Here is a 19,958-nt window from a genome sequence, read left to right on the forward strand (position 1 = left end):
ATTAAACGGCAAAACTTTCTCCACAACCACAAGTACGTGTAGCATTAGGATTTTTAAACTGGAAACCTTTTCCATTCAGGCCATCCGAGAAATCCAATTCGGTTCCAATCAGATACAAAAGGCTCTTTTTGTCAACAAATACCTTAATTCCGTTGTCTTCAAATATGTGGTCGTTAGGGCGAGCTTCAAAATCAAATTTCAAGTCATACATCAGGCCCGAACATCCACCACCTTCAACAGCAACCCTTACACCGTGGCTACCTGTTAAGCCATCTTTTTCTCTTAATTCAATAATTTTATTTTTTGCTACTTCTGTTACTGTTACCATGACCTTCGAACGGTTGATTATAATTATTTAATGCTGATATGAAAACGACTTTGTTCAACGAAAAGTTTCTTTATATGGCAGAATTATATCATTCCTCCCCCAATAATACATAAATGTAGGCAGTTGTCTGTGATGTTTACTTATTTATTTCAAAAAAAATACCTTCTCAGGCAACTTCCTGTCTACATTTGGCATATATACTATTGAAAGCAAAAACATTGGTCTTAAATGCAGGAACTTCAACTCATTCAGGAGCTTCAAAAACAGAATCCGTTTGTACAAAAGCGCGTTTATGACCGTTTCGTGAAACGAATGTTCAGGCTTTGTGTGCGGTATATAAAAGTTGAGGCCGATGCACAGGAATTACTGATGAATGGTTTTCTGAAATTTTTTAACTCAGTCGGGAAACTTGAGTATCGAGGAGAAAATACGATTGAACCATATTTAAAAAAACTGATGGTAAACGAATGCCTGATGTTTATCCGGCAAAGAAAAATGAACTGGGCACTTATGGAAGAAATAACAGACGAAGAGCTAATAAATGATTTCTCTGCCTATGAGCATTTTGAGGAAGAAGAAATATACCAGCTAATTCTGAAATTACCAGATGGTTATCGAACAGTTTTTAACCTCTATGCCATTGAGGGGTTTAGTCATAAAGAAATAGCTGCTCAATTGCGAATCAGTGAAAACACCTCAAAAACTCAATTGTACAAAGCCCGATTGCTTTTACAAACCGAACTGACGAAACTAGGATATAGTTATGGAACATGATAAATTAGATAACTTTTTTCGTAATAAGACAGGTAATCTGGATGATTCTCTGCCCGAAAATACATTGTTTGATGAACAGCTTTTCTGGGGAGAGTTACAGAAAAAACTTGAGAAACCCCAGCCAAAAAACTGGTGGCAATGGGCTGCCATAGCCGCGTGTTTAGGTGGCCTCGTACTCTGGATAATACTAGCTGCTAAAGAAAGCTCTGAAATTCCTGTAATGAGTACTGTAAAGCCTGTTATGCCAACCAAAAAAGAGGTAGTGGCTGAGGTAGTAGTAAAGCCTGAAAAAATAAAACTACAGCCTTACAAGCTAAAGAAAAAAACGACCATTGGTTCAGATAAAAATTTACTAATACCTGTTGAACAATTGAGTTTCAGGGTTAATACATTACCGCTAACAGTGCCTACTATTAAAACAGATACTATCTTGTTCAAGCCCATTGTAGTTGCCGAAACAAAACCTCAGTTCAGGACAATTCATGCCAACGAAATTTCAAACACAGAAAAGACACCCGTGCCGCAGCCTAAATTTAAAATCAGGTTTGCAGCAAGGAACCAGAATTAGCTCACATATTTTTTAAAAACACAATTATGCTACGAACAATCATTATTTTGTCGATGCTCCTGACGGGCATTGCAGGGGGAGGCGTGTGCCAGACCAAAGCCAAGTACGATACCATGAATGTGCTAGAGGGTATTAGGCCACCTATTTTACTTAATAAATTCGGAAAACGGTCTGATGTATTTAACCATGAAGAGGTAATAAAAAATACCAATAAAATTACTGTTGATTTTGGCAATAAGAATCGCTTGCTGATAGATTTCTATGGCAATGACTTTGACTTAAAAATTAATGCCGATTCGCTACTAAGAAATTTTTGGGCCGACTACCAGCTAGTAAAAGAGAGTTTTAGGAAAGATGCCGCCAAAAAAATTACTTACTTCGGCAAAAACAAATATGTTAACGGAATGCCCCTCATTGACATCGTGTATTATCCTCAAAAAGAAGTTCTCCGAATTGCACAGGATAAAGAGGTGCAATCGGTGCAACTCTTGCAAGATACCCTTATACTTGTCAATTATCAGGATAAAGCTACCTCAGAACTGATAAAGTCACATAACCGGATTTTCAAGACTTACCCGCACCAGCAGTTTACGTTTACACTCAACAGCTTGGAAGGTATCAGAGATATACTGGAAGTAAACATTAATCAAACCATTATTGAGGCCGTAGAAAGGGCTAGAAATGAACGTAAAAGTGCAGCCGCATGGAAAATGGTTAAGGTAGATAACGATGTGGTGAATCAGAAAATCAAATCTGAAGTAGTGGGTGGCCCGCTATTAGACTACCTCATGATTAATGGCGATATTGGCGTTGGTACGTATCAGGATAAGTTTGTGCCGTCGGCAACGGTTGCAGTGAGCTTAATGTCTGATAATTACTTGAAAAAAGGCTTTGCCATAGGCGTGCAAGCATATTTCCCACATACTTATGGCCTCGATAATACCTATAAATTCAGCACCAGATATATGCCATTTGTCGGAATGACTTTTCTCAGAAAAAAAGGTATAAAAGGTTCAGACGTAGAATTAAAGGCAGGGGTATTTGCCGGTTATACCGAAAAATCGCTTAAATTGTTTGCTTGGTATCAGCTTACACCGTGGCTTAAACTCCAGCCAGAAGTTAATCTTTTCAGCAAGCAGTCGCCTGTTGGGTTACGTATAGCAGTAGGGTTTTAACGGTTTATAGTTGCCAAATACAGTTGGCTACATACACACTATGTAGCCTCTAAAAAAAAACAGTTATTGAACTTAATTGTTTCAACAAACCTTCAAGTGCTCAACTTTAGTATTTGCCAATAACCAGTGAGGTCAGAATGAGTTATTTTACTCGTTAAAGTAATTTTTCAGGTCAATGATTCATCAATATTCTATACCTTTGTACAAAATTTTTCACCAAAGGGTAAGAAAATTATGGCAGAACCGAATATTGAATTTCTTTACAAGTATTTAAACAATGCTTCTCCTACTGGTTTTGAAGCATCAGGACAACAAATATGGCTCGATTATATGAAGCCATACATCGATACACAAATAATTGACGTGTATGGTACAGCCGTTGGTGTAATTAACCCGGGGCAGCCATATAAAGTAGTAATTGAAGGGCACTCCGACGAGATTTCGTGGTTTGTGAATTATATTACAGAAGATGGCTATATATATGTGCGCCGTAACGGTGGCTCTGACCACCAGATAGCCCCTTCTAAAAGAGTTAATATTCATACCCGTAAAGGAATTGTAAAAGGGGTTTTTGGCTGGCCTGCAATTCATGTGCGTGAAGCTGCTACCGAAGAAAGACCAACCCTGAAAAATATCTTTATTGATGTAGGCGCAGCAAAAAAAGCTGAAGTGGAAGAAATGGGAATCCATGTAGGGTGTGTAATTACTTTTGAAGATACCCTGATGGAGCTAAACAATAAATTCTATGTAGGGCGAGCCCTTGATAACCGCATTGGCGGCTATATTATTGCCGAAGTAGCTCGTAAACTGAAAGAAAACAACATACAGTTGCCTTACACGTTATATGTGGTAAACTCGGTGCAGGAAGAAATCGGGCTTCGTGGCGCAGAAATGATTTCAAGAAGGCTAAAACCTGATGTGGCTATCTGTTGCGATGTGATACATGATACGCAGTCGCCGATGTATAACAAAAAGCTAGACGGTGACTTAGCTTGTGGCAGAGGTCCTGTTTTGACTTATGGCCCTGCTGTACAAAACAACCTGCTCAATTTTATGATTGATGTAGCTACCGAAAAATCAATTCCGTTCCAGAGAGCGGCCGCAAGCCGTTCAACAGGTACTGATACCGATTCCTTTGCTTACTCGGCAGAAGGCGTAGCTTCGGCGTTAATTTCTTTACCGCAAAAGTATATGCACACTACGGTAGAAATGTGCCACAAAGATGATATTCAGGCTTGTATTGATTTATATTACGAAATCCTGCTTAAACTGGAAGCTGGTCAGGATTTCAGGTATATAAAATAAGATGAGGTATATCTGCCAGAAAGCCACTTCTTGACGAAAGGAGTGGCTTTCTGATTTGAAAAAGCTATTTAATAAATTAAGCTAGGCAACTGCTCTGGCGAAGCCAACGGTTTCGCGGTATATCTGCGGCGACACATCTGCATTGTTCTTGAAAAATCGGCTGAAATAGTATTCGTCATCATAACCCAAGTCATGTGCAATTTCTTTAACCGATTTATTAGTTAAATATAAATCGCGTTTGGCTTCGATAATGATACGTTCTGAAATTAAATCGGTCAGGGTTTTATTGAAATGTGTTTTGGTTATTTTAGCCAATGCTTTAGGGGTTATATTGAGCATATCGGCGTAATCGCTGGCCGAGTGTTTGGTTTTAAAATGTAGCTCAATATAATCTTTCAGATTCTGTAATATAAAAGGTTCTTTTTTGTCGGCGAAATCTTGTGTAGCTTGTGGTTGTTGAGACACTTTTAATCTTGAAGCCGTTATCAGGAATATTTTCAGGTAAGACACTAACTGTTCGTACTGTGCCAGTGCAACCGTTTGTAGCTCGAGTCTCATCTGGGTCAGAATCAATTCAAAAGTCTGTTTGGCTATTTCGTCAACTTTTACATAAGGCGGATTATAAATATTATTAAACAAAATGCCATTACAAGCTACTTCTTGTTGATGCCTGAAAATACAGAAAAAATCAGGATGAAAATTTAATACTACTCCTTCAATCTCTGATGTTTCCTGTATCATAAAAGGTTGGTAAGGAGTAAAACAAAAAATAGTATCTTTATCAAAATCATATTCCGAAAAATCAACTTTTGCCTTGCCTGCTCCCTTCTTTATCCAGATAATAGAAAAATAGTTGTGCCTTTGTAGGTGGTCAAAACAATTATTTCCGGTAAAGGAAAAAAGTTTAAAAGCCAGATTGCCATTTGTAGGGTCAACAAGTGTAAAAGTATCCTGATTAAGCATTTTGTTTCTGTATCTTTGCTTTAAGTTCTGCTATTTCGGTTTCTAATTGTGCAATATAAGCCTTTTGTGGTTGTGTTATAGTTTCTATTTCTTCAATGGTATATCGGGGTGTAATATGTTGCGGGCAATTCCAGTCAAAAGCCTCAACCCGAAACACTATCATTTGCTCAGCTTTTGCCGCCGAATTGTTCAAGGCTAACTCATGATATAATTCAGCATTATCTTCAATGGTTATAACCTCTGCTTTGGCAAAAATTTTTAATCTGATTTTATTGGGATAATCCATCAAAAATAAGGAAACGTTGTTATTAGTCTCAAAATTCCCGACCGAAACATATTGTTTGTTGCCTTTAAAATCAATAAACCCTAAGTGGGTGGCATCAAGTACTTTCAGAAAACCTTTTGGGCCACCTCGATGCTGTATATAAGGGAAACCACTCTCGGTTATGCTAGCCATGTAAAAGCTATCACGCCGTGCAATAAACGAGGCTTCATAGTCAGTTAGGCCAGTTCTTCTGGTCTCCTTTTCTATTCTTGCATAAGCTGTTCTGCTTCCTGCTTTTTCTTGTAGGGCTTTGGCTGCTTTGCCAAAAGCAATTTTCCCGAAGTAATTCATTACATTATAATTTATGTTTTTCTTGTGCCAGAACTGCCTCCCAAAGAGTATCTCCACATTCGTCTGGTATCACAACAGGCTCTTCTGCACTTAACTTCCTGTCTGTTTCCTGAATCGGTAAATCATTTATACTGGCAAAACGTTTTGCCATCAGGCCGTTTTCGTCAAATTCCCACAACTCATTTCCATAGCTTCTGTACCATTGCCCTGTGTGGTCGTGCCATTCATATTCAAACCTTACAGCCATACGGTTTTCACGAAAGCCCCAAAGCTCTTTCTTGAGTTTGTAATCAAGTTCTTTTGTCCATTTTTCTGTAAGAAACGCCTTTACTTCATCGCGTCCGTTGATAAACTGTGTCCGGTTGCGCCATTCGGTATCAATGGTATAAGCCAACGATACCTTTTCGGGGTTTTTGCTGTTCCAGGCATCTTCTGCCAATTGAACTTTTTGTATGGCTGTTTCTAACGTAAAAGGAGGCAGCGGGTATCTTTTTTCGGTTTCCATGTTAGTAGTTGTTTTGTAACAGGCTAGCAAGAGAACATCTGTTAGCCTGTTGGTTATATGTTATTATAAAGCAGGTGCAACCGGAAAATCGACGGGTACCTGAGTAAGATTATGCACATAGTTCATAGCCGTTTTGTCAGATATAAGCAAAATCAGGTCAACCAGATTTTCGTTGGTGTAGCCTTGTTCATAAAAGGCATTTACCAGTTCTTCTGAGGCTCTACCTTTGTTTATTGTAATGTCAGCAGCCAGTTGTACCAGTGCATTCAATTTCGGATTTTCGCTTTTGCCTCTTCTTAAATCCAATATTTGTTCATCGGTAAAACCATTCATTTTACCAATGGCGGTGTGTGCGCTCAAACAGTATAAACAAGCGTTGGTTTGGCTTACTACCAGATTGACCGCTTCTTTTTCTCTGTTGTTTAACGATGTTTTGGCGTTCTGATAGGCAAGAAATTTTGCTAGTCCATTGCTTGAATAGGCAATTGTAGCATATAAGTTAGGTACGAAACCCAACGATTTCTGAAGGTTATCGAATATTTCCTGATTAACTGGGGCTACTTCTGATCTGGTTGGTACTGCGAAAGTTCTCATTTGTGTTTGTATTTAAATTGTTAGTGTTTTTTGATGATGCAAAGGTATAGTAGCCCCCGATGCCTTAAAATGGATGATTTACGCAATGGAATGGACGATTTTCCCAGCGAAGGTAAAACCGTTATAAAATGAATACTATACCTGCCAGAAACGAATAATTTTAAAGCCACTGACTTGGTATTTGTTATGATTTAATATTAAATTCACTCATCGGTTTTACCTTACCAAGATTCAAACTACCTACTATGCAAGCAAAGCACCTTAAATGGCTGATACTCTCACTCGCCCTGTTGAAAATAGCGTTTCATTTATATTTTTATGATATGCTCGAACCCCACCGCGACGAGCTTTTGTATTTTTCTTTAGGTACGCACCCCGCTAGCGGATATGCTTCTGTGCCGCCTATGGTTGGTATATTGGCATTTTTACTTACGAAAACTATTGGCTTTTCTATTTTTGCTATAAAAATTCTACCTGCTATACTAGGAGGGGTAATGGTGTGGTTAACGGCCAGTACCAGCAAAGCATTAGGAGGGGGCTGGTTTGCACAGGTCTTAGCAGCGTTGGGTATTTTCGTTGCTCCGATATTTATTCGCCCTTTTTACCTGTATCAACCCGTAGGTTTTGATATTTTCTTCTGGACACTCATTTTTTATCTGACAATCCGCTACCTCAATACCCGTCGGCACAGTTATTTGCTTTTCTTGGGTTTAGCAAGTGGTCTTGCCATACTTAACAAGCATCTGGTAGTGTTGCAGTTAGGGGCCTTGATTGTAGCCTTTTTATTGAGCTCAGAACGAAAAGTGCTTACACAGAAATACTTCTGGTATGCCCTTCTGATTTGCTTTGTTATTGCGTTGCCTAATATTATCTGGCAGTTAAATCATGGGTTTTCGAGTATCAGGCATTTTAATGCACTTAATAAATATCAGTTAGTATATTTAAGTCGAGTCAATTTTCTGAAAGAGCAACTACTAATGCCGGGTATCTTTTTGTTGCTTACCTGTGCGGGTCTGGCGGCATTACTTTTCTTTCAGAAACTACGTGCGTATCGTCTTTTGGGAGTGACAGCCCTATTAGTGATTGGCATTCTTTTAGTGGCTAAGGGAAAAGGCTACTATACGGCGGGCTTGTTTCCTTTGTTGACGGCTGCCGGAGCAGTCTGGTGGGAGAGTTTTCTGAAACAATGGTATTACAGATTAGCTTTAGCTGGAGTTTTGGTAGGTTTATCTGTTTTTTTGATTCCGATAGGGTTGCCCATTGACTCCCCTAAAAACTTAGTGGCTCATTTCAGAAAGTTTACAGAAAAATATGGCATGGATGGTATGCTAAGGCATGAAGATGGTAAAATTCATTCGTTGCCACAGGATTATGCCGATATGATAGGTTGGGAGGAGCTAGCCAAAATAACCGACGCGGCCTACAAGCAAGTGCCTGATAAAAATAATGTCTTAATTTATTGTGAAAACTATGGGCAGGCATCAGCCGTTAATATTTTAGGTAAAAAGTATGGCTTGCCCGAACCCGTAAGTTTTTCTGATAACTATTATTATTGGGCACCCAGAGAGATACCTGCAACAACAGATACCTTTATTTATATTAACGACGAATTAGGCGAAGATATAAACAAATTATTTACTGACATTCGCTTGATTGGGACAATTAGCGACCCTCTTGCTCGTGAACATGGTACAATGGTGTATCTGTGTCAGAAACCAAAAGCTAGTTTCAGCCAGTTCTGGAAAGAACGAGTTGCAGGGCTGGAGAGTCCTTTTTAGTGGTTAGTTTAGCAAAATCCCTATTTATTGGTTTTATGCCGGTAATAATAAAAAAGCATTGCACAATCTGGCAATGCTTTTGAATAATAAACCCTAACCCTAAATTATGAAAAAAACTACTCTTTGATTGCAAATGGAAGTATCGGCCTTATTTGTTCATACTAACCGATACTGATAAAATTTTGAACTCTGTGCGACGGTTTGCCTGATGCTGAGCTTCGGTACAGGCCATACTGTTGTCACAATTATTTAATAATTCGCTCTCACCATATCCTTTTGCTTCAATTCTATCAATTTTTATGCCACGACTCACCAGATAATCAACTACTGCTCTGGCTCTGTTTTCGGATAGTTTCATATTGAAAGAATCGCTCGAACGGCTATCTGTATGTGACCTTATTTCGATGCGCATCTCAGGATACTTCCTTAGTAGCGGAACCAGTTTCGTGTCAATTTCTTTGGCGGCATCTGGCCTGATAAAGAACTGCCCATAGTTATAATAAATATTTTCCAACTTGAAAATATCGCCTTCACCTACCATTCCCAGATTTTGTTCAAGTGTTTTGGTTGTTCCCTTTCTACCTGTTTTTACTTCGCCTATGTTTTCAGTGTTAACGGCATAGCGGTCTTTAATGGCGGTTACTGTGTAGTCGCCACCCTTTTTAGGCTGGAACTCATAACGGCCGTCAACACCTGTAATTACAGTTTGTACACTGCCGTCTTTTTCGTTTTGCAGTGTAACTGTTGCCCCCTGTATAGGTGTCTGGTTTACCTCTGCCATAATGGTACCTTTAATAATAGGTGTTTTCGATTTTTCGAGATACATCGTTATGGCGGTCTTGTTTTTCAAAGAGGTCGCAAATGTACCATAGGTAATACTATTGGCTTCGTAGCCTTCTTTCATGGCCTTAAACTCAAAATCTGTTCCTGCTTCAAGGCATACGTTAATTCTGCCGTCAGGGCCTGTTACTATTAATTCTTTGTTTAAGCCATTTTTTAATACTCTTACATCTACGTTTTCAAGGGGCTTTTTAGTATCTGCATCATACACCATCAGGTTTAACTGCCGGCAACCATGTACAAACGAATAGAGGTTGTCGTCGTTATAGCCTCTTTTCCGGTTAGAACTGAAATAACCACGGCTACGGCTGGCATCGGTAATAAGGCCAAAATCATCTTTTGATGAATTAATAGGCGCACCGAGGTTCTTTATATCGCTCATGGGTATGCCTTCTCGTAATTCAACAAAGAAAATATCAAGCCCTCCTAAGCCTTCATGTCCGTCAGAGGCAAAATACATATTGCCGTTTTCATCAATAAACGGAAACATCTCATTGCCTTCGGTATTAATTTCACGCCCCAGATTAACTGGCGAACTCCACTCGCCATTGCTGTATTCAGACACATAAATATCTGTTCCGCCAAATCCGCCAGGCATATCTGATACGAAGTATAACTTGGTATTATCAGGCGATAATGCCGGATGCCCGCATGAGTATTCGTTACTATTAAATGGCAGGTCAACAATATTTCCCCAACCTCGGTTGGTTTCGGTAGCCATGTATAGTTTCAGTTTCGTGATTCCGTCTGAGCCTACACGGTTTTTGCCTTTGCTACGGTTGTTACTGGTAAAGATAATTTTCTTGTAATCTTTGAAAAACGTGGCTGGCCCCTCATGGTATTTTGAATTGAGTGTCCGGCTGAACTGCTCTACTTTGGTTAAGGGTTTTTCGTCTTTTTCTTCTTCCTCTGCTTTATCAAGGTTTGTAATTGAATTGCCCGAAGTTGATAAAGCCCCTGCGCCTGATTTTTTCATTAGCTGGTTGTCTTTTCGTAACTGTGCAGTGTCAGGAAAGACAAATAAATCAAGAAAGGGAGTCTGGTTCTGCATAAATACGCGCTTGATAATGCCACCTTCTTCTCGTGCCGACACAAATAACAGTGCGTTTTTATAAAACATCGGGCTGAAATCAGACTGACGGGAGTTAAGCGCATACAGATAGTCTATTTTATAGGTGGCCGAATCTTCAAAAAAACGGCTGTTATCCATATAGGCTACGGTAAATTTGCGCCCGCGCATATCAGCTGTTTGTTCTTGTCCATAACGGCTGTACATCTTCTGCGATTCTTTGTATTTGCCATTGTTGGCTAACGCCTGTGCATAATACAGGTAGATTTCGCTCTCTACTTCTTTATAGTTATTAATCAGCTCGGCATAAGTGAGTTCGGCATTGCGGGAGTCCTGCACTTTCCGGTAACTATAAGCCAGTTTGGTTAGTGCTTCTTTTACTTCTGGAGTGCCTTTTTTAGCCGTGCGCAAAAAGTCTTCATAATTACGAATAGCTTCTATATAGCTTATGTTCTCAAAGTTTCGGTTAGCTGTTTTTAACTTACTACTCTGAGCAAAAACGTGTTGGACTATCAGGAAAGCAAATGCCAGTAGTCCAATTCTGGTTTTTATCATGGACTTGACTTCTATTTAAATGGGTTAATTTAGTAAATATCGGGTTACATTTGAAGGCTGTCAAAAGCCGTGCCAAAAGGCTATTGCGGGGGAGAAATGATTTGACTTGAAATAAGCCTGTACTAAACAAGATGGTGGGTATTTCCTATATGCCTGTAAGCGTATTAGGTATTAAGCACCTCAATTTTCATTACTTGTGTTGTTTGGTGGGTAATCTTGAATCTATCGTCTGTCCTTTGACCGATAATCCAGATAACGTCATTGCCAGAGCATAGCAAAAAGGTAGTTTTTTTTAGGTGCATAGGTACTTTTTTATCGACCAGAAAATCGCTGATTTTCTTTTTACCTTTCATTCCGAAGGGTATAAACCAGTCGCCTTCACGCCACGGGCGCACTATAAGCGGGAATTTTAGTCGAGCAGCGTCGACCCAAAGTATATTTTGGTTTTTATCGCTTTTCAGGTATGTTTCCCATTCTTGCAAGGTGGCTGTGGTTAGGTGCAAGGTCAGGCCGTGGTATTGCAGTGTTTCGAGACCTTTTTCAATCGGTACTTCTTCAAAACTTTGCTCTTCTTTAGGCGTAATAATCAGAAAAACACGGTCTTTGATAAGTGTATGTGTGGCCGAATGAAAGGTTTTGCCTGATATTTTATTTAGGGACTGGTAAATTTCTTTTGTCTGAAAATAATTGAAACCGAAGTTTTTCAGGGTTTCTTCCAGCAAATAGGAGGCCGACTGCCAATACTGGATTGTTTCTATTTTTAAATAGAAATTCTTTTGTTCTTCTTTCATGACTGCCTTTTTAAAATAACTAAGGTTTTTCTGAAAGTCGGCTTCAATGGCTTGTAATCGCTCAATATTGCGGGCAAAGGTATGTTCCAGATTCGGATTGATTTTTTTCAGCAAAGGTATTACCTCGTTTCTTAAAAGGTTCCGCTGATAATCGTTCAGAGCGTTGGTGTAATCTTCGCGCCAGCTTAAGTCTTTCTCGGCTGCGTATGCGTCTATGTCGGTTCTTGAGGCAAATAACAGCGGTCTTACTATATTACCTTTCTTTGCTAGTATGCCTCTCATGCCTGAAATGCCTGTACCTTTACTCAGATTTAGCAATATGGTTTCGATGCTGTCGTTCAGATGGTGGGCTGTGGCTATATAATCATAACCTGTTTCTTGCCTCACTTCTTCAAACCATTCATACCTTTGCTGGCGTGCAGCCATTTCAATAGATATTTTGTGGGTCTGGGCAAAGTCTTGTGTCTCGAAGGTGGTATCACGGAATGGTATTCCGTGGCGTGCACATAGCTGTGCTACAAATATTGCATCCTGATTTGAATCTTCACCCCTTAACTGAAAATTGCAATGCAAAACCATGAAATTAAACCTTGCTTCGCGAAACAAATCAAATAATACCACAGAATCTTTCCCTCCACTAACGGCCAACAGGAGTTTATCGGTAGGTTTAAAAAGATTTTGTTCGTTAATATATGTTAAGAAGGGCTGAAGCATGAGTGCAATTACGTACTTTTGCAAACAAAATTAGAATATTGCGCAGAAGATGTTGAGTATTAGCCTAAAAAATATAAAATTCGCCAAACTATTGCCTCATATAAATATGGGTAAAGCCTTCATAGTACTACTCATCGGAGTACTATGTTCAATAGGTGCCTATGCCCAGAAACCCCTTAATCCGCCTGCACCAGCACCACCCAAAACCCGCATAAATCTGCTTGGGGCAGATAGCCTCGTAGGTACTAATCAGGAACCGATAGTGACACGTCAGTTCATCGGCAATGTTTCATTTCAGCATAAAGGAGCTATTCTGTATTGCCAGACAGCCACTCAATACGAACTTACCAACACATTGGAGGCTTTCGGAAAAATCAAAATTGTACAGGGCGATACCCTCACAGTTACTGGCGATACCCTCTACTATGATGGGAATACCAGATTTGCAAGAGTACTAGGCAAAAAAGTAGTACTGACCGATAGCAAAGTTACTTTAACTACCAGAATCATAGAATATGATATTGCAAAAAATCGGGTGTATTATCCCGTTAGAGGAGAAATAGTACAAGATTCGAGTACCCTGAAAAGCGAAAAAGGATTTTATAACACACGCTCAAAGATTTTCAACTATAAAGAAAACGTCGAGATTCGGAATCCTAAATACACCATTACGACCGACAGCCTGCAATATAATGCCCGTACAAGAATGGCTTTGTTTAAAGCACCAACACTTATCAAAAGTAAAGATGGTGATATTATTGCAAGTAGCGGAAGTACCTATAACACCGAAACCCAACAGTCGAATTTTAAGGGGCGTTCAAAGGTTGTCAATGAACAATATACCCTCACGGGTGACACCCTAGTGTTTGACCAGAAAACCGAGTCAGGTGTTGCCACTGGCAATGTTGAGATAGTCTCAAAAAAAGACAAAGTAGTACTTACAGGTAACAAAGCCATACGTGACGGTAAAACCGGTTTCACCAAAATGATGGGTAACGCCATTATGAGGAATGGCTCAGAGAAAGATACATTGTATTTGAGAGCCGACACGCTTTATGCCTACGAAATGAGAGACACCAAAGCCGTTGCCAAAACTGATACTGCAAAGAAAGAAAGAAAGATGGAAAAACTGATTGCGCAGGGGAATGTCAAGATTTTCAGGGTAGATATGCAGAGTAAAAGCGATTCGCTTCTGTATGACTTAAAAGACTCAGTCATTCACTTTTTCTCAAAACCTATCTTATGGAGCCCCAAGAACCAATCCGAAGCAGATACTATTCACGTATATATGAAAAACGGTAAAGTGAACAGAATGTTCATGATAAATCAGGGATTTGTAATAGCCAAAGATACCTCGCAGAACTATAATCAGGTAAAAGGAAGAAAAATTACGGCCCTTTTTAATAACGAAACACGCATTGAGCAAGTAATTGTTGAAGGCAACGGAGAAAGTATTTACTATGCTTTGGATGATAAAAATAAACTAATTGGTGTAAATCATGTCGAATGTAGTAAAATGAATCTGAGGTTTAAAGAAAATCAGGTGAAACGAATCACATTTATAGGTAACCCCGACTCTAAACTAGTGCCACCTAAAGAACTGACTACCAGTATAAATCAACTGGATGGGTTTAACTGGCGTGAGAAAGAAAAACCTACGAAAGAAGATATTCTTGGTGTGAATTTTGCTATAAAACAATAATAACAAGGCTCTTTTTTATTCAAAATTTGGTCTAACGATAAAATTTAAAACTTATTGCAACCTTTTGATAAGAAAAAGCGTCTTTATATAAAAATTAATTTGATTTTTCATATTTGGCTTTTTATATTTGTATAATCCCTACATTTCACATAACACACTTTATAAGTCAGTTTAAAATATGGTAAAAAGTTTACAAAAATATATATTAGTGTTGATTGGAATAGTGCTTCTATCAAACGTGGCCCTTGCTCAGGTTGAGAAAGGGAAATCACGGCTTGATATTGGTAAGAAACCTGCATCCAAAGCCACAATTCAGAAGTTTAGCTATAATGGCAAACCAATGCCAAAAGAAGTTAAGCTCGATAAACCGACTGTGGTTAATCAATACTTTAGAAATGCCCTCCTAAATGGTTCATCGAAACCAGCAACTGTTAAAACAACAAATACAGAAACAGTTCCTGCTACGTTTGATAAAAATGTAGCATCGACCGAAAATAGCGATAAACTCTTTTCAAACGAAAAACTTACAGTATCGAATATTTATCCCAATCCGGCTAACGATTTCGCAACCATTGATTACGTAATTACCGGAAACGTAAACGACGCCAGTATGTCGTTTTATAATCTGCTCGGAAATGAAGTAGCTACTTATGAATTAGATAAAAGTGAACGTAAACTGAAAGTCTCTACCACCAACTGGGATTCTGGCGTTTACCTTTATCAGTTAGTTGTAGATGGCAAAAAGGTAGTTACTAAAAAACTTCTGGTACGCCATAACTAATTCAATTCAGATATATATTTTTAGGGAAGCGAATACTCGCTTCCCTATTTTTTTGGAAAAACAAACAGAATGTGCCTTTTTTGCACAAAAATCTTGTCAATACCTCTCAAAACACAGTCATACCAACTAATGCGCAAATATTCAGTCATTACTCCGGTTTATAATCGTCCTGATGAAGTCAGAGAACTGTTAGAAAGCCTGACCAGACAGACATATAAAAACTTTGAAGTAATCATAATTGAAGATGGCTCAACCCTGAAATGTGAAGAGGTGTGCCGTAGCTTTGAAAGAGAACTTGACCTGAAATATTTTTACAAGCCTAATTCTGGACAAGGTTTTTCGCGCAATTATGGCTTTGAACGGGCAACAGGCGATTACTTTGTTCAGTTGGATTCTGACGCTATCATTCCTGAAAAATACTTTGCTGTGGTCGACAAGGCCCTAAAAACTCATTGGCTCGATGCCTACGGTGGGCCAGATGCAGCACATCATAGTTTTACAGACATTCAGAAGGCCATTAACTATGCCATGACCTCAGTATTTACAACCGGAGGAATACGGGGGAAGAAAAAAAATGCGGGCGGGCAATTCCATCCACGGAGTTTTAATTTTGGTATCTCACGCGAAGTATGGGAAGCTACAAAAGGCTATACCATGACCCGCATGGCCGAAGACATCGAATTCAGTATCCGTATCCTTGAGAAAGGTTTTAAAGTTGGCCTCATTGAAGAAGCCTTTATTTACCATAAAAGACGTACCGATTTCGGACAGTTTTTTAAGCAATTACATTTCTTTGGCAGAGGCCGTATTAACCTCGCCCGAATGTTTCCTTCTGAACTAAAACTGGTACATTTTTTTCCAATGCTTTTCACATTAGGTTGTTTTTCAATCCCTGTCCAGTATCTCCTCAGTTTGGTTGCTCCGTTTTTTTATTATACTTTTTTACTATCAACAGGGTTACTTGGCTTATACATACTTATGATTTTCATAGATGCAAGCCTCAAAAACAAGAGCCTTAAAGTTGGCTTTTTAAGCATTGTTGCCTGTTTTATACAGCTCTTTGCCTATGGTATAGGGTTTATGCAAGAAAAACTCAAGGCTTAGTTTCTTGTAAGATATTGTTTTAGGTAACTAACACTGCTTTTAAATGGCTTAAGCCCCAGAAACAATAAAGTGGCCGACATCGCGCAGCCCAATAACTCTGCTATAAATATAGAATAGTGAATTTTATTAGGGTCATTAAAAACCATATCGTTCAGGAACCCAACACAAAGTGGCCCTAAACCCAGCCCGATAATGTTCACAATGAAAAGAAAAAACGCTGAAAACGTAGCCCTCATGTTATTGGGTACAATCTCCTGAATGGCGGCCGTAGCCGAGCCATAAGGGAAAGAAGCAAAAAAGCAGAATAGTCCGATAAATATTATGGTTAGGGTAGTATTTGAAAACAAAACACCAACCGTGCAGAAAGTAGCTATAACCATTCCGCCACAACCTGCTAGTACTTTAGCATTTGTAATGCCTTTCTTTGAAAGATAATCGGCATATCGGCCGCCTGATACTACGCCTAAGGTAGCAAAAATCGTAATTAATAGGCCCAATGTTACGCCCGCTTTCGTGTCTGACCAACCATGCAAGCGGTTAAAGAAGGTAGGAACCCAGTAAGTACTGGCATAAGAAGCAAACGACATAAACGCAATACCAAAGTTCAGGCAAAGAAAAGTTTTTTTGTTGGCTTTAAAATATTGGCTTATTTCAAAGAAACTGGCTTTTTTAAGTGCTTCGTCGTCACTATCTATCTCTTTGCGTTTGGGTTCTTTAATAGTCTGTAAGAGCAAAACAATCAGTAGGCCGGGTAAACCAATATAAAAGAAAATAACCTGCCATGAGAAAATCTCTCCCACAAAAGGAATATGAATGTTTTCCTGCCCAACCATAGCCCTAATGGCTGCTCCTATCAGAATCGAAAGCCCCGACCCCAGATACACCCCCATGTTATAGATACTCATGGCCGTGCCAAGTTTCCGTTTCGGAAAGTAGTCTGAAATCATGGAATACGCAGCGGGCGACAAGGTAGCTTCGCCAATGCCAACGCCTACACGCGCCAAAAACAACATCGAGAAACTCCCAGCCAGACCACATAAAGCCGTCATGAGGCTCCAGATAGCAATACCCCAGCCAATAATCTTTTTCCGGCTCATTCGGTCAGCCATTATTCCGATGGGTATTCCCAGTAATGTATAAAATAAAGCAAAACTCAGCCCCATTAACAAGCCCATCTGTGTGTCTGAAATGCCAAACGATTCTTTAATAGACTTTACAAGCAGCGTCAGAATCTGGCGGTCAATAAAGGAAGAAATATATGCAAGTAGCAGTACGCCAAGTACGTACCACGCATACCGGAGAGAGGCTTGTGCTTTCATAGGATGCTACCCATCTTTAAGATGGAATCGGGCTTAGGTGTAAGGTAACAGATTAGCCAGTAAGTTAATCTTTTTTTTCTGACACTTGGTATTATTTTAATAATTAATTTTACTTTTTTATGTTGATAAACAAGTGCTTAACCCTATCAGAAAACCAAAATGGATTAACGAAGAAAGGAGAGAGGTCAAATAAAATATGGAATAATACAAGAGGCAATAATTGCAAACAGGGCCTATAAAGGCCCCGTTTGTATATGCTGACATGAGAATATTGGCACAGACCTTAAGCCGTTTCAGAAACCGATTCTTTAGGACCTATCTTGTGTTTAACAATGACACTTACCCGATAAACCAGCCATATACATAGCACAATAATAACGGCTGAAATATAGCCCAAAGTAGGATAATTTTCTAAAGGGCTGTATTTGTCTTTCTGAACAATGATAAATCCTGCACAAATAGAGGCTATGCCCCCTGCAATTTGTTGTAAAGATGAGTTAATACTCATAAAAGCACCTCTGTCCTGCATTTTAGGAATAGCAGTCATAAGTGACGTAGAAGGAATCATTCTGGACATAATACCGGCAAACAATAATATATTCAGGATTAATACTACCCACAAAGGCACAGGTGTGAGGTGTGTATACACAATTGTCATGATTACCGCCCATATAGACCCTACAAAAAACACTTTAAATTTATCGAATTTATCGCTTAATCGGCCTACAATAGGCATAATTACCAATGATGATATACCCGTTACCATAAAAACTACCGGTAGTTGTTCCTGAGTAAGGTGTAAATTATTGATGGCAAAAGCACTACCAAATGGCATCATCAGAAACCCACCCACCGATAACAACGCAGTACCCAAAAAAGCTATCTGATAGTTGGTGGTGCCTAATACATGAGCAAAATGTTTAAATACATTGTGCTCGGTTTTTAAGCCCAGATGTCGGGTAACTGGTTTTAGCACGTTGATGATTCCCAATGTGATACCTATGCTCAAAGCTACAATCATCAAGAAAGGCGCGTGCCAGCCCCATATATTAGCCAGATACAGGCCTATCGGAATACCCAATACCTGACTTGCAGCAAAGCCCATTTGTACGACACCCATTACCCGACCTCGTTGCTCAATGCTAAAGATATCAGTAATAATGGCCATACTGATAGAGCCGATAACACCACCGAACAAGCCTGTAATAATACGCGCGGCTACTAAAGTATGGTAGTCAGGGGCTAGTCCACAAAACAAGGTGCCTAAAATAAACCCTACATAAAAAAATAGTAATAATTTTTTACGGTCATATTTATCGGCAAAACCTGCTGCCAGAAGCCCCGAGATTCCGGCACTAAAAGCATAACTGGATACCGCGAAACCAAACTGCTTGGTAGTAATATCCAACGATTTCATGAGGATATCACCCAACGGAGACATCACCATAAAATCCAGAACAACAGTAAACTGGGTAATAGCTAATAAACCAATTACAAGTTTCTGATAAGTTGTAAAAGATGTTTTTTCCATATATGTATTTTAATCGTTTAATTCTTCACATTCAAAACCTTGCTTTTTTATTAATTCAATAAGGTTTTCCTGAAACATAGTCTCCGTTTCAGCTCGTAATACGCCGTCACAATCCTGATAGTCGACCGACCACCGTTTAAGTTGAGGAATCTGGTTAAGTACAGAAGCAATAGACTCTTTCATTTCCAGACTTCTGATATTGGTTTTTAGGATGAGGATTTGCATAGTATAATAGCTTTTCAATAATTACCGCTAGTCAATATTAATTCTTGACTAATTAACATACAGGTAGCAGATAAATAACCGAAACAAATATTTGTTGTACTCAATTCAGGATGGGCGCAAGGCACGCATTACTAAGTCAAAGGTTTCCCACATAGCTTCTTCCGAAAACCTGAAAGCTGTTCCTGCCAGACTGATACCTTCGGTATGAAAACGAATCAGGTTGTACAGAGGAGCATAAGCAACAGACCAAAACACCTCTTTTGTAACAGGCACAAGCTCTTTGTTCAGAATGGCATTATGTACAAAATTGCCCATTGCGTTTATAAATTCTCTGTCAAGTGCTTCAAAAATCCGACTTCGATAATTAGAAAGCCGTAGTTTTTCAAGAAACAACGCACTTGTAGGATTTTCTATCCAGAAGTCGGTTCTGTTGCGCCACTGAATACGCATTCCTTCTTCAAAAGACATGGTATCGTCAAAATTCCTCAGCAGGGTATTAATCATGCTTTGTGTTTCCTCAATGCCTAGCCGAATCAGTAAATCTTCTTTGTCTTTATAATAGATGTACAAAGTAGCAGGCGAAACTTTAGCTACTCTGGCCAGTTTTTGCATACTGAAACCATCAAGACCTTCTTTTACAATCATTTCAATGGCCTTTTGTTTTACGAGTAGTTCTTTATTTTCGTCTCTGTTTCTCATCTTGATACAAACATAAATGAAT

At 39.1% G+C, this 19,958-nt stretch carries 19 protein-coding genes; 8 read left to right on the top strand and 11 right to left on the bottom strand.

Translation table 11 applies throughout. The features are described 5' to 3' along the window. Position 1 precedes the first annotated feature (1 nt). Entirely contained in the window at positions 2 to 328 is a 327-nt protein-coding gene (locus tag WAA15_RS14380; protein ID WP_337043482.1) for a HesB/IscA family protein, read from the bottom strand. Positions 329 to 556: 228 nt separating this feature from the next. Here WAA15_RS14380 and WAA15_RS14385 point away from each other — a divergent pair, with 228 nt between their 5' ends. The 4 genes from WAA15_RS14385 (at position 557) to WAA15_RS14400 (ending at position 4,150) form a co-directional block, all read left to right on the top strand. Beyond that, a complete protein-coding gene (locus WAA15_RS14385) occupies positions 557 to 1,102 on the top strand; it encodes an RNA polymerase sigma factor (protein ID WP_337043483.1) in 546 nt (181 codons plus the stop codon). Next, positions 1,092 to 1,670 (top strand): hypothetical protein, encoded by a 579-nt coding sequence (locus WAA15_RS14390; protein WP_337043484.1) that lies wholly within the window; start codon positions 1,092 to 1,094, stop codon positions 1,668 to 1,670. Before WAA15_RS14385 ends, WAA15_RS14390 begins: the two co-directional genes overlap by 11 nt. Before the next feature lie 26 nt (positions 1,671 to 1,696). After that, entirely contained in the window at positions 1,697 to 2,845 is a 1,149-nt protein-coding gene (locus WAA15_RS14395; RefSeq protein WP_337043485.1) for a hypothetical protein, read from the top strand. A 234-nt stretch (positions 2,846 to 3,079) separates the two neighbouring features. After that, positions 3,080 to 4,150: a M42 family metallopeptidase gene (locus WAA15_RS14400; RefSeq protein ID WP_337043486.1), complete on the top strand. Its 1,071-nt coding sequence runs from the start codon at positions 3,080 to 3,082 to the stop codon at positions 4,148 to 4,150. Positions 4,151 to 4,231: 81 nt separating this feature from the next. On the opposite strand, the gene WAA15_RS14405 is transcribed toward WAA15_RS14400, so the two are convergent. The 4 genes from WAA15_RS14405 to WAA15_RS14420 form a co-directional block, all read right to left on the bottom strand. Further along, complete coding sequence (locus tag WAA15_RS14405) at positions 4,232 to 5,113, bottom strand: helix-turn-helix domain-containing protein (protein ID WP_337043487.1); 882 nt, start codon at positions 5,111 to 5,113, stop codon at positions 4,232 to 4,234. Further along, positions 5,106 to 5,729: a pyridoxamine 5'-phosphate oxidase family protein gene (locus tag WAA15_RS14410; RefSeq protein ID WP_337043488.1), complete on the bottom strand. Its 624-nt coding sequence runs from the start codon at positions 5,727 to 5,729 to the stop codon at positions 5,106 to 5,108. Before WAA15_RS14410 ends, WAA15_RS14405 begins: the two co-directional genes overlap by 8 nt. Positions 5,730 to 5,733: 4 nt before the next feature. After that, the gene (locus WAA15_RS14415) at positions 5,734 to 6,234 is read right to left on the bottom strand and encodes a nuclear transport factor 2 family protein (RefSeq protein WP_337043489.1); all 501 of its coding nucleotides are present in this window, start codon (positions 6,232 to 6,234) and stop codon (positions 5,734 to 5,736) included. Between the two features lie 63 nt (positions 6,235 to 6,297). Next, positions 6,298 to 6,828 (bottom strand): carboxymuconolactone decarboxylase family protein, encoded by a 531-nt coding sequence (locus tag WAA15_RS14420; RefSeq protein WP_337043490.1) that lies wholly within the window; start codon positions 6,826 to 6,828, stop codon positions 6,298 to 6,300. A gap of 245 nt (positions 6,829 to 7,073) precedes the next feature. On the opposite strand from WAA15_RS14420, the gene WAA15_RS14425 reads away from it, so the two are divergent. Continuing rightward, positions 7,074 to 8,606 (top strand): ArnT family glycosyltransferase, encoded by a 1,533-nt coding sequence (locus tag WAA15_RS14425; protein WP_337043491.1) that lies wholly within the window; start codon positions 7,074 to 7,076, stop codon positions 8,604 to 8,606. A gap of 148 nt (positions 8,607 to 8,754) precedes the next feature. Here the strand turns inward: WAA15_RS14425 and WAA15_RS14430 are convergent, their stop codons facing one another. Both WAA15_RS14430 and tilS read right to left on the bottom strand, forming a co-directional pair. Next, a complete protein-coding gene (locus tag WAA15_RS14430) occupies positions 8,755 to 11,070 on the bottom strand; it encodes an OmpA family protein (RefSeq protein WP_337043492.1) in 2,316 nt (771 codons plus the stop codon). A gap of 164 nt (positions 11,071 to 11,234) precedes the next feature. Next, positions 11,235 to 12,575, bottom strand: coding sequence for a tRNA lysidine(34) synthetase TilS (gene tilS, locus WAA15_RS14435; RefSeq protein ID WP_337043493.1), 1,341 nt, complete (start codon positions 12,573 to 12,575; stop codon positions 11,235 to 11,237). A gap of 106 nt (positions 12,576 to 12,681) precedes the next feature. Here tilS and WAA15_RS14440 point away from each other — a divergent pair, with 106 nt between their 5' ends. From WAA15_RS14440 to WAA15_RS14450, 3 genes are all read left to right on the top strand, one after another. Beyond that, the gene (locus WAA15_RS14440; protein WP_337043494.1) at positions 12,682 to 14,277 is read left to right on the top strand and encodes an OstA-like protein; all 1,596 of its coding nucleotides are present in this window, start codon (positions 12,682 to 12,684) and stop codon (positions 14,275 to 14,277) included. Positions 14,278 to 14,455: 178 nt separating this feature from the next. Beyond that, entirely contained in the window at positions 14,456 to 15,058 is a 603-nt protein-coding gene (locus tag WAA15_RS14445) for a T9SS type A sorting domain-containing protein (RefSeq protein ID WP_337043495.1), read from the top strand. 129 nt (positions 15,059 to 15,187) lie between these two features. Continuing rightward, complete coding sequence (locus tag WAA15_RS14450) at positions 15,188 to 16,162, top strand: glycosyltransferase (RefSeq protein ID WP_337043496.1); 975 nt, start codon at positions 15,188 to 15,190, stop codon at positions 16,160 to 16,162. Here WAA15_RS14450 and WAA15_RS14455 read toward each other — a convergent pair. The 4 genes from WAA15_RS14455 to WAA15_RS14470 all read right to left on the bottom strand — a co-directional run bounded on the left by WAA15_RS14455 (position 16,159) and on the right by WAA15_RS14470 (position 19,936). Next, entirely contained in the window at positions 16,159 to 17,481 is a 1,323-nt protein-coding gene (locus tag WAA15_RS14455; RefSeq protein WP_337043497.1) for a spinster family MFS transporter, read from the bottom strand. The two genes, WAA15_RS14450 and WAA15_RS14455, sit on opposite strands and share 4 nt — an antisense overlap. Before the next feature lie 283 nt (positions 17,482 to 17,764). Further along, complete coding sequence (locus tag WAA15_RS14460) at positions 17,765 to 19,012, bottom strand: MFS transporter (RefSeq protein WP_337043498.1); 1,248 nt, start codon at positions 19,010 to 19,012, stop codon at positions 17,765 to 17,767. Positions 19,013 to 19,021: 9 nt separating this feature from the next. Beyond that, entirely contained in the window at positions 19,022 to 19,237 is a 216-nt protein-coding gene (locus WAA15_RS14465; protein ID WP_337043499.1) for a hypothetical protein, read from the bottom strand. 105 nt (positions 19,238 to 19,342) lie between these two features. Beyond that, positions 19,343 to 19,936 carry a TetR/AcrR family transcriptional regulator gene (locus WAA15_RS14470; protein ID WP_337043500.1) on the bottom strand — a complete coding sequence of 198 codons (594 nt, stop codon included), beginning with the start codon at positions 19,934 to 19,936 and terminating at the stop codon, positions 19,343 to 19,345. Positions 19,937 to 19,958: the final 22 nt, after the last annotated feature.

This window comes from Emticicia sp. 17c (assembly GCF_037153985.1).
In the GTDB taxonomy this organism is placed as follows: Bacteria; Bacteroidota; Bacteroidia; order Cytophagales; family Spirosomataceae; genus Emticicia.

Excerpts from the sequence above, each read along its gene's own strand:
- WAA15_RS14420 (WP_337043490.1), bottom strand. The coding sequence starts at position 6,828 with ATGAGAACTTTCGCAGTACCAACCAGATCAGAAGTAGCCCCAGTTAAT.
- WAA15_RS14385 (WP_337043483.1), top strand. The coding sequence starts at position 557 with ATGCAGGAACTTCAACTCATTCAGGAGCTTCAAAAACAGAATCCGTTT.
- WAA15_RS14445 (WP_337043495.1), top strand. The coding sequence starts at position 14,456 with ATGGTAAAAAGTTTACAAAAATATATATTAGTGTTGATTGGAATAGTG.
- WAA15_RS14465 (WP_337043499.1), bottom strand. The coding sequence starts at position 19,237 with ATGCAAATCCTCATCCTAAAAACCAATATCAGAAGTCTGGAAATGAAA.
- WAA15_RS14455 (WP_337043497.1), bottom strand. The coding sequence starts at position 17,481 with ATGAAAGCACAAGCCTCTCTCCGGTATGCGTGGTACGTACTTGGCGTA.
- WAA15_RS14425 (WP_337043491.1), top strand. The coding sequence starts at position 7,074 with ATGCAAGCAAAGCACCTTAAATGGCTGATACTCTCACTCGCCCTGTTG.
- WAA15_RS14450 (WP_337043496.1), top strand. The coding sequence starts at position 15,188 with ATGCGCAAATATTCAGTCATTACTCCGGTTTATAATCGTCCTGATGAA.
- WAA15_RS14410 (WP_337043488.1), bottom strand. The coding sequence starts at position 5,729 with ATGAATTACTTCGGGAAAATTGCTTTTGGCAAAGCAGCCAAAGCCCTA.
- WAA15_RS14440 (WP_337043494.1), top strand. The coding sequence starts at position 12,682 with ATGGGTAAAGCCTTCATAGTACTACTCATCGGAGTACTATGTTCAATA.
- WAA15_RS14430 (WP_337043492.1), bottom strand. The coding sequence starts at position 11,070 with ATGATAAAAACCAGAATTGGACTACTGGCATTTGCTTTCCTGATAGTC.
- WAA15_RS14390 (WP_337043484.1), top strand. The coding sequence starts at position 1,092 with ATGGAACATGATAAATTAGATAACTTTTTTCGTAATAAGACAGGTAAT.
- WAA15_RS14405 (WP_337043487.1), bottom strand. The coding sequence starts at position 5,113 with ATGCTTAATCAGGATACTTTTACACTTGTTGACCCTACAAATGGCAAT.
- WAA15_RS14400 (WP_337043486.1), top strand. The coding sequence starts at position 3,080 with ATGGCAGAACCGAATATTGAATTTCTTTACAAGTATTTAAACAATGCT.
- WAA15_RS14460 (WP_337043498.1), bottom strand. The coding sequence starts at position 19,012 with ATGGAAAAAACATCTTTTACAACTTATCAGAAACTTGTAATTGGTTTA.
- WAA15_RS14415 (WP_337043489.1), bottom strand. The coding sequence starts at position 6,234 with ATGGAAACCGAAAAAAGATACCCGCTGCCTCCTTTTACGTTAGAAACA.
- tilS (WP_337043493.1), bottom strand. The coding sequence starts at position 12,575 with ATGCTTCAGCCCTTCTTAACATATATTAACGAACAAAATCTTTTTAAA.
- WAA15_RS14470 (WP_337043500.1), bottom strand. The coding sequence starts at position 19,936 with ATGAGAAACAGAGACGAAAATAAAGAACTACTCGTAAAACAAAAGGCC.
- WAA15_RS14380 (WP_337043482.1), bottom strand. The coding sequence starts at position 328 with ATGGTAACAGTAACAGAAGTAGCAAAAAATAAAATTATTGAATTAAGA.
- WAA15_RS14395 (WP_337043485.1), top strand. The coding sequence starts at position 1,697 with ATGCTACGAACAATCATTATTTTGTCGATGCTCCTGACGGGCATTGCA.